Here is an 8663-nt window from a genome sequence, read left to right as displayed (position 1 = left end):
GTCCTCCGCGAGACGCCGCAGCAGCCGCAGCACGGCGTCGACCGCCGCGTCCTCCTGCGCGCGCTGGCGGTGCGCGGTCTCCAGGGCCGCGACGGCAGACGAACGCATCTGCGCCACCAGGTTCTCGCGCGTCTTGAGGTCCTGGAGGTCGCGGAACGCGGGCAGTTCCTTCAGCGCCGCGATCGTCTCCTCCGCCTGCTGCTCACCGGTCTCCATGTCGGTCAGCGCCTGCTCGGCCGCCGCCCGCTCCATCCGCGTGAGGTCGAGGTCCTGCGCGAGCTTCGCGTGCTCGCGGCGCAGCTTCGCCACCGACTTCTCGGCGGAGTCCAACCGTTCGGACGCGCTGCGGAGACCGCCGAACGCGTAGTCGCGGTAGGTCTTGAGGAACGTCGTCAGCGCACTGTCCGCGGAGGACAGTCGCACGATGTTCTCGCGGATCGACTCCAGGTCGTCGAACGACGTCGCGAGCTGCTCGACCATCGCCTGGTCCAGCGGCGGCAGGGCGTCGGACAGGATCTGTTCGAGCTGCCCCTCCAGCACCTTCAGGCCGACGTCCGGGTTGCGCAGCGTCCGCTGGAGGTGCAACAGGTCGCCGTACCGCGCCGCGGGCACGCCGTAGACGGTCTCCGCGATCTTCGCGCGGAACGCCGGCTCCTCGAACATGCAGTCCGCGCCGATCAGGTCCCGCAGCTGCGCCGGGCCGTGCGGCACCCGTTCGGCGCCCGCGAGCTGGAGCTCCGTGCCGACGCGCAGCGGCGTGACGAACCGCCACGAGTCCGTGATCGCCTGCGAGGTCTTCGACGCCTTCACACCGAGACCGCAGGTCAGGTACTCGTTGCCCGAGTGGTCGGCGGCCTCGCGGACCAGCTCGACCCACGTGTAGCCGATGCGGTTCGGGCCGCCGTCGTAGTCGTCGAGCATGAGGCGCCGCAGGCTGACCGTGTCGAAGCCCTTGGAGCCGACCTGCCGGAGGTCGCCGTCGAGGCACAGCGGGAGCAGCAGCTCCAGCGTGCGGGACTTGCCGGACCCGTTGGTGCCCTGGAAGATCGCGCGGCCACCGGAGAAGTCGAACGTCTGCTCGGTGTACTGCCAGATGTTGACCACGCCGCCGCGGTGCAGCCGCCACCTGCTCATGACACGTTCTCCTCGTCGAACAGGGACCAGCTCGGCACTTCACGCACCACAACGGGTTCAGCGGGTTGTTCTCGTTCGGGGTCGCCGTCGGGCGAGGGCAGCCAGCGGTGCGCGGCCGCGCTGATGGACCAGCCCTGCTCGTGCGGCGCGGCCAGTCCCATGCGCCGCAACAGTTCCGCCACCTCGGCGACCAGCCGGTCGAGGTCGTCGGTGAACTGCTTCGACCACGCCGCCGGGTAGTCCTCCACCAGACGCGCGCAGACCTCGCGGAGGCGTTCGTCCGTGACGACGTGCCGTGCGGGCGGGGTCTCGTCGTCGCTGTCCACCAGGTCGGGCAGGGCCAGCAACGCGATGCGCGCGACCGTGGAGACGCCGGGGAACGACAGGTCGGTCAGGAAGTCCTCGGGGTCGGCGGCCAGCACGCCCTCGACGCGGCACTCCGTGTAGAGGCCGAAGGCCTGCTCCAGCAACGCCGTCTCCTTGCGCTGGTTGCGCCGCAACCACTCCGCCTGGTCGTCCGGCAGGTCCGCGTAGAGCACGAGCGGCGTCTCGACGAGCAGGCGCCGCACGGCGTGCTCGATGCCGCGCGGACCCGGCCGCGCCGCCAGCTCGACCAAGTGGGCGGGGCTCTGCGCCTCGCCCACCGGGCCGGTGACGAGCTGGCCCAGCAGGTCGGTGTCGATGGTGATCAGCGCCTCCTGCGGCAGCAGGTCCTGCGCGACCGAACCCTCGGTCTCGTGCAGCACGCCCAGGGACACCAGGTGGCGCAGGGCGGCGGTGAGCGCGCGCCGTTCGGTGACGTCGTCCGGCGCGTCGATGCCCGCTTCCACCGCCGCGGCGCGGATGTCGGCGACGAGCCTGCTCAGCAGCGTCTGCCGGCCGACGCCGGTGAGCACGGCGAGCGTCAGCGCCAGGTAGGCGTAGCCGCGCGGGGACATGCCGATCACGCCGCGCGTGTCGTCGTGACCGGGACCGGACTTGTAGAGGCGCGCGAACCGGCGTTCGACGACGAGCCGGTAGCCGAGCAGGCCCGCGAACAGGTCCTGCAACGTCGCGCGGTGCCGGTAGACGAGGCTCAGCAGCTCGCCGTCCGGGCCGTCGGCGCGCAGCATCGGCCGGCGCAGCAACGTCCGCGCGCACCGGACCACGTTCGCGGCGTCGATCTCGGAGAGGTTGTCCAACTGGTTCATCGCTTGAGGGCCACCGTCGCGTCGTGCAGGGTGAGCGTCCCGGCGGCCGACCTGATCCGGGTCGTCGTGCCGCGGGTGATCTCGAGGTTGAGGCCGCGCACGGGGTCGCTCGCGGACCCGCTGTCGTCCGGCGAGTCGCGCTGGGCCATCGCGAGCGTCAGCAGCTCGCAGAAGACCTCCAGCGCGCCGTGCGTCAGCGTGGTGTTCTCCAGGTTCCCGGCGGCCCGGGTCAGTTCGGTGACGTGCCGCGCGCGGATCTCGTCGGCCTCCCGCGCCTCCGCGAGCAGCGACTGCTCGGTCATCGGGTCGTCGAGGATCCGGGACGGCCTGCCGCGCGCCCCGCGGTCGCCGCGCGTCCGGACACTCACCGTGACGTCGCAGGCAGGGCCGTCGCGCCACGGCGTGCGCTCGTTGTCGGAGTCGTGCTCCGGCGCGGGGGAGAGGTGGCGGGCGGAGTAGAGCCCGAACGCCGACGCGTAGATCTCGTGCGCTTCCTCGCGGGTCGAGTTGTCGAACCACCCCGCGAGCTTCAGCAGCTCCGCCCTGCGGCCGGGCAGCAGTCCGCCGCCGGAGGTCGCTCGTTTCACGCTGGCCAGGAGGCTGCCGATCGCGCGGGCCGTGGCTTCGCGCAGCGCCGTGACCTGGCTCGGGCGGCCGGGGCGGTCGACGAACCAGTCCGTCAGCTCCTGCCAGTCCTCCGGCGTGCGGCCGCGGGCGCGTTCGACGTGCTGGCCCAGGTCGGTGCCCAGGAGCCGGACGAGCTCGCCGCGGGCCTTGGTGAGCCCGGCCAGCGCCGCCGCGATCGGCGGCGTGTACTTGAGGACGTCCTCGACGACGCGCTGGATGTACTCGACCAGCAGGTTGCGGAAACCCGCGATCTCCTCGGGCGCGAGGTGGTTGCGCGTCACGACCTGGCCGAGGTAGGCGTAGAAGTCGCGGACCGTCGCGGCGAGCTCGGCGTGTTGCAGGAACAGCGTCGTGACGCGTTCGGCCAGCAGCTCCTTGGTCTTGTCGCCCTCGTTCAGCAGCGCGACGGAGAGCGACCCGCCGAGCTCGTTGAGGCCGCGTTCGATGGCGGGCAGCAGCTCGCGGGAGACCTCGCGGGCGCCTTCTGGGACGCGCAGCAGCTCGTCGACGTCGCGCTGGACGCGGACGGCGAGCTTGGAGACCTGGTAGCGGACGCTGCCGTGCTGGAACTCGGCGATGCTGGCGGCGACGACCTCGCGCCGGCCCTGGACCAGGTTGCCCCACTCGACCAGCTGCTTGAGGCGGTTGATGACGTTCTCGATGCGGCTCTCGCCCTGCTCGACGCGGCCTTCGCGCTCCTGCCCGGCCAGTGCTCCGGCGACCTCTCCCGCGCTCAGGTCGGCGAGCAGCGTGGAGGTGAACAGCCGCATGATCGCCAGGTACGTGCGCTGGTGATCGCGCGCGTCCAGATAGGCGTACAACTTCAGCCGCTTGTGCTCCACGACCGGCCACCCTAATGCGCGCGTCCGTGCGACGCGGCGCTACCGTGCCTTCGACGAGCTGGGGAGGATGCCGTGGCCGCGGGGCGCGCGTTGGGGTTGTTGCTGGGCGTGGCGGCGGACGCGGTGTTCGGCGATCCCCGCCGATTTCACCCGGTAGCGGCATTCGGGAAGACCGCCGCGGCCCTGGAGAAGCGCGTGTACGCCGACTCGAAGGCGGCCGGCGCCGTCTACTCCGCCGTGCTGGTGGGCGGGACCGTGGCCGCCGGTGTCGCCGTGGAGAGGTTCGCCCGCCGCGGGTTCTGGGCGCAGACGCTGACCACCGCCGTGGCGACCTGGACCGTGCTGGGCGGCAACTCGCTGGCCACCGAGGGCACGTCGATGGGCCGCGAGCTGGCCGACGGCGACCTCGACGCGGCTCGTTCGCGCCTGCCTTCGCTGTGCGGCCGGGACGCTTCGCGGCTCGACACGCTCGGACTGGCGCGCGCGACCGTGGAGTCCGTGGCGGAGAACACGTCGGACGCCGTGGTGGCGCCGTTGTTCTGGGGTGCGGTCGCCGGTGTGCCGGGGCTGCTCGGCTACCGCGCGGCGAACACGCTGGACGCGATGGTCGGCCACAAGTCGCCGCGCTACCTGCGGTTCGGCTGGGCGTCCGCACGCCTGGACGACCTGCTGAACCTCGCGCCGTCGCGCCTGGCGGCCCTGCTGACCATCGGCGGCGCTCCCGTCGTGGGCGGCTCGGCGCCGCAGGCCCTGGAGACCTGGCGCCGGGACGCGTCCGCGCACCCGTCGCCCAACGCGGGCCAGGTCGAGGCGGCGTTCGCCGGAGCGCTGGAGATCCGCCTCGGCGGCCGCACGGTCTACTCGCACGGCGTCGAGGAGCGGCCGGTGATGGGCCACGGCCGCAACCCGGACTCAGGGCACGTGACGCGTGCCGTGGAGCTGTCCCGCGTCGTCGGCTTCGGAGCGGGGCTCGTCAGCGCGTTCGTCGCCCTCTTCCGCAAGTAGCTCGGCGATCGACTTCTTGCGCTTCTTGGGCGTGTTCTCGTGCAGCACGCCACCCGGCCGCGCCTCGCGGATCGTGAAGTACAGCCAGCCGCCGACCGCCATGACGCCGAACGCGATCCACTGCAGCGCGTAGGAGAAGAACGGCCCGGACTCGATCCGCGGCAGCGGCAGCGTGTCGAGCGCCCCCGGCTGGTCCTCGACGAGCTGGTAGTAGCCGGGCTCGATGCCCTGGCCGACCGCGTCGTTGTTGATCGAGTAGATCTGCTTGCGCCCGTCCTGCTCGAACGCGGGCGTGGAGTTGGACTCGTTCGGCCTGGCCAGCCCGATCAGCGTGACCTCGCCGGTGGGCGGCTGTTCGAAGTTCGGCGGCTTGATGCCGTTGACCGGCCGCACGTACCCGCGGTCGACGAGCACCCGGTGGCCCGTGGTGGTCTCGAACGGCGTGATGACCTCGAACGCGGCCTCGCCCTGGACGGTCCTGAGCCTCGCCAGCGCCTCCAGTTCGGGCACGTACCGGCCCTTGAGCTCGACCTTCTGCCACTCGTCGTGCCGGGCGCCGAACGGGACCGGGTCGCTCTTCAACGACTTGGTGATGGCGGAGTTCTGCGCCTGGCGCTCGTCGTTGCGGCCGAACTGCCACGGCGACAGCAGGTAGACGCAGGCACCCGCGAACACCCAGACGGCCAGGGTCAGCGCCAGCCAGCCCGGCTTGAGGAGGAACTTGAACCGCACGTCCTCACGGTAGATGCGTGAGCTGGACCTCGTGGAACTGGGTCGCGAAGCCCTCGCCGTCCGGGCTCGCCGCCATGATCCCGACCTTGGTCTCCAGCTCCGGCGGGAAGTAGGCCTTGCGCAGCAGGTTCTCCGGTGCCGCGCCGTCGACGCCGTACTTCACCCACACCGCGTCGCCCTTGCGTTCCGCGCTGATCGTGAACCGCTCGAACTCGCCCACCAGCGCCAGGTTCCAGTCCGAGAAGCCGCGCGTCACGACCGTGCTGGCCTGGCGCTTCCCCTCGTACACCTCGACCCCGGCCTTGATCCACGTCTCGCCGTCGAGGACGAGCCCGATGCCGGCGTGGTCGTACTGCGCCGCGTAGTCGCCGCTGAACGTGGCCGTGATGGTGAAGTCGCCGCTCAGCGTCGTGCCGAACAGGTGGCCGTTCTCACGGACCAGGCCGTTGCCGGTGAGGCGCCAGAAGTCGCTGCCGGGGTCGGCGTGCACGGTCAGCGGGTCGGTCGACCACTGCTTGGGTTCGTTGAGCCACGTCCATCCGGTGAGGTCCATGACCTCATCCTTACCAGGGCTTTCCCGCGCGCAGTGCGGTTCGGGCCGCCTCCGCGGCCTGCGCCCGGTAGCCGCCGCCGAACAGCACGGCGTGTACGAGCAGCGGAAACAGCTGGTGCAGCGCGACTCTGCGCTGCCAGCCGTCGGCTAGTGGAGCGACCTCCTGGTAGGCGCCGAGCACGTGGTCGAGGAACGGGCAGCCGAAGAGCTGGAGCATCGCCAGGTCGGTCTCGCGGTGCCCGCCGTGCGCGGCCGGGTCGATCAGCCACACCTGGCCGTCCGCGCCCCACAGCACGTTGCCGCTCCACAGGTCCCCGTGCAGCCGCGCGGGCGGTTCGGGCGGCCCGGCGAGCTCGCCGATGCGGTCGCAGACCTCGCTCACGTCGATGCCCGCTCGGCGGGCGTACGGCTCGATTCGTTGTGATGCGAACCACTCCGGCCACCGCGGCGCCGGTTCGTTGACCATCGTCGCCGTGCCGATGGTCGCCTCGCGCGGACCGCCGGGCGGTGGGGTGCCGAACGCCTCGGCGCCCGCGAGGTGCAGGGCGGCCAGCCGGCGTCCGAAGGTCACGGCCGCCTGAAGATCCGGCGTGCCGTGCTCGATCTCGTCGATCACCAACCGGCCCCGCTCGGCCTCGTGCACGCGGGGGACCGGCGGTCCGCCGTCGACGCTGATCCACCGCAGGCCCGCCGCCTCGGCAGCGGTGGCCCGCGGTGACTGGACCTTCGTCCTCAGAGCCGCTCGCGCACCCACGCGACCAGCCCCGGCATCGCCGCCTCCACCATGGTCAGGACCTCGGTGAACCCGGCGTCGTCGCCGTAGTACGGGTCCGGCACGTCGGTTCCGTCGGCGTCCGGGTCGAACGAGCGGAGCAGCCGCACCCGGTCCGGCTCGACCATCCGCCGCAACGCGCGCGCGTGCCCGGAGTCGAGCGCGACGAACAGGTCGGCGTCCAGGTGTTCCGGCCCCACCTGCGCGGCCACGTGGTCGGTCGGGTAACCGTTGTCGGCCAACGTCTTGAGCGCGCGGGGATCGGCGGGGTCGCCGACGTGCCAGCCGCCGGTGCCGGCACTGGACACCCGGACCTCGGAGGACAATCCTTCCCGGGACAGCCACTCGCGGAAGACGAGCGCTGCCACTGGGGACCGGCAGATGTTGCCGGTGCAGACGAACGAGACGTGCATGCCGAGCAGCCTATGGGGTGCCGCCGCACGGTAACGCTCAAGCACTGTCGCAAGATGTACGGACAAACGACATGGAGGCCGCCCATGCAGACAGGTACCGACGTGCCCCCGCAACGGGAGATCATCGGGTGCACCGACGCCCTCGGGCGCCGTCGCGCCTTCGAGGTGTACCTCAACGAGAAGGGTCGCGTCTGCTTCCGCACCCCGCCCGGTGAGTCCGCGCAGCTCGACACGTTCCAGCTGGACGAGCTGATCAGCCACCTGACCGAGCTCCGCCGCTACATGCAGTGACGCGGGGCGCTGAGCTGGTCCAAGGCCCTGTCCTGCAGGCCTCGTCCGCGATAGTCGCGGCCGAGGGCCCCGGAGGCGGCACCGCCGCAGCGCCCGGATACGCCCGGTATGAGGGCGCTGCGGCGGCACCGCCTCCGGGTCGCTCGACCGTGACTCTCATCGAACAGGCCTGCAGGACAGGGCCTAGATGAGTAAGTCCTAACTGATCAGTGGTCGTAGGCGATCAGCGATCGGGTGACGGGCTGGCTGGTGGCGCGGTTGTGCCAGATGGCGGCGGTCAGTGCGAGGACGCGTTGAGCAATGCGGGCCGTGACGCCGTCGATGGTGCGGCCGCCGTGCAACTCGAGGTCGAGCTGGCCTTTGAGCGTGTCGTTCACCGACTCGATCAGCTGCCGGACGGGTTTGAGCAGGTGTTCGGCCGGGTGCGGGGTGCGGTTGCGGTAGTTCGGGCGCAGTAATCGGACCCCGCGTTCGGCCAGGAACGTGTCCAGTTCGCGGGAGACGTAGCCCTTGTCGGCGATGATCAGCAGGCCGGGCCGGTCGGCGAGCACGGACGGGTCGTGGTCCAGGACTGCCATCAGCACCTGGCGTTCGTCGATTTTCGGGTTCGCGAGTGCCCAGGTGATCGGCAGTCCGGCTGGGGTGCAGACCAGGTGCAGGCGCAGGCCCCAGAAGAACCGTGAATGCGACGCGCAGTAGCCGTAGCCGGCCCAGCCGGCCAGTTCGGAGCGCTTGGTGGTCTCGCGGGAGCGGCCGCATTCGACCGGGGTGGAGTCCACGACCCAGGTCGCGTCGGTCCACAGATCGGTGTCGACCGCGAGCATGCGGATGACGTGCTTGAGCAGCGGGACCGCGGTGCGCAGCCGCTTGTTGTAGCCGGATTGCTGGGGCAGGTAGGAGAAAGCTCCGGGCAGGTGGCGGGGCAGGAAGCGTAGCCAGCGGGCTTCGGATCGGATGCCGAGCAGGGCTTGGGCGACGGCGAGGGTGAGCAGTTCGGCGTCGGTCAGCCGGGGTGGCCGTCCGGTCCGGGCGGGCCTGCCCAGGTGGTCGTCGATCTTGACGTAGAGTGCGGTCAGAAGGGTGTTCAGGTCGGTCCTCACAAAC

9 protein-coding genes and 1 pseudogene are annotated in these 8663 nt (G+C 71.3%); 2 read left to right on the top strand and 8 right to left on the bottom strand.

The genetic code is table 11. From position 1 onward, the window contains the following. The 3 genes and pseudogenes from VF330_RS33320 to VF330_RS33310 form a co-directional block, all read right to left on the bottom strand. Nucleotides 1-1134, bottom strand: a pseudogene (locus VF330_RS33320) (TIGR02680 family protein); the annotation flags it as partial. After that, nucleotides 1131-2324, bottom strand: a complete 1194-nt coding sequence (locus tag VF330_RS33315) for a TIGR02678 family protein (RefSeq protein WP_330855682.1) — start codon at nt 2322-2324, stop codon at nt 1131-1133. The pseudogene VF330_RS33320 and the gene VF330_RS33315, both read right to left, overlap by 4 nt. Beyond that, nucleotides 2321-3793 (bottom strand): DUF2397 domain-containing protein, encoded by a 1473-nt coding sequence (locus VF330_RS33310; RefSeq protein ID WP_330855681.1) that lies wholly within the window; start codon nt 3791-3793, stop codon nt 2321-2323. The genes VF330_RS33315 and VF330_RS33310 overlap by 4 nt, the downstream gene beginning before the upstream one ends. Nucleotides 3794-3865: 72 nt before the next feature. Between VF330_RS33310 and VF330_RS33305 the strand changes: the two genes are divergently transcribed. After that, a complete protein-coding gene (locus VF330_RS33305) occupies nt 3866-4798 on the top strand; it encodes a cobalamin biosynthesis protein (protein ID WP_330855680.1) in 933 nt (310 codons plus the stop codon). Here the strand turns inward: VF330_RS33305 and VF330_RS33300 are convergent. Genes VF330_RS33300 through VF330_RS33285 form a run of 4 tightly spaced genes read right to left on the bottom strand, consistent with a single transcriptional unit; the run spans nt 4706 to nt 7268 of the window. Next, entirely contained in the window at nt 4706-5530 is an 825-nt protein-coding gene (locus tag VF330_RS33300) for an SURF1 family protein (RefSeq protein WP_330855679.1), read from the bottom strand. The genes VF330_RS33305 and VF330_RS33300 overlap by 93 nt on opposite strands. Before the next feature lie 4 nt (nt 5531-5534). Next, nucleotides 5535-6083: a DUF1349 domain-containing protein gene (locus VF330_RS33295; protein ID WP_330855678.1), complete on the bottom strand. Its 549-nt coding sequence runs from the start codon at nt 6081-6083 to the stop codon at nt 5535-5537. Between the two features lie 10 nt (nt 6084-6093). Next, nucleotides 6094-6837, bottom strand: coding sequence for a fructosamine kinase family protein (locus VF330_RS33290; RefSeq protein WP_330855677.1), 744 nt, complete (start codon nt 6835-6837; stop codon nt 6094-6096). Next, a complete protein-coding gene (locus VF330_RS33285; protein ID WP_330855676.1) occupies nt 6816-7268 on the bottom strand; it encodes a low molecular weight protein-tyrosine-phosphatase in 453 nt (150 codons plus the stop codon). Before VF330_RS33285 ends, VF330_RS33290 begins: the two co-directional genes overlap by 22 nt. Nucleotides 7269-7352: 84 nt before the next feature. On the opposite strand from VF330_RS33285, the gene VF330_RS33280 reads away from it, so the two are divergent. Further along, on the top strand, nt 7353-7559 hold the full coding sequence (locus tag VF330_RS33280; RefSeq protein WP_090104856.1) for a hypothetical protein: 207 nt from the start codon (nt 7353-7355) through the stop codon (nt 7557-7559). A 206-nt stretch (nt 7560-7765) separates the two neighbouring features. Here VF330_RS33280 and VF330_RS33275 read toward each other — a convergent pair whose 3' ends face one another. Beyond that, nucleotides 7766-8659, bottom strand: coding sequence for an IS982 family transposase (locus VF330_RS33275; RefSeq protein WP_330855675.1), 894 nt, complete (start codon nt 8657-8659; stop codon nt 7766-7768). Nucleotides 8660-8663 lie beyond the last annotated feature (4 nt).

This window comes from Lentzea sp., assembly GCF_036380075.1.
Taxonomy (GTDB): domain Bacteria; phylum Actinomycetota; class Actinomycetes; order Mycobacteriales; family Pseudonocardiaceae; genus Lentzea.
This window is presented reverse-complemented; position numbering and strand designations above follow the sequence as displayed.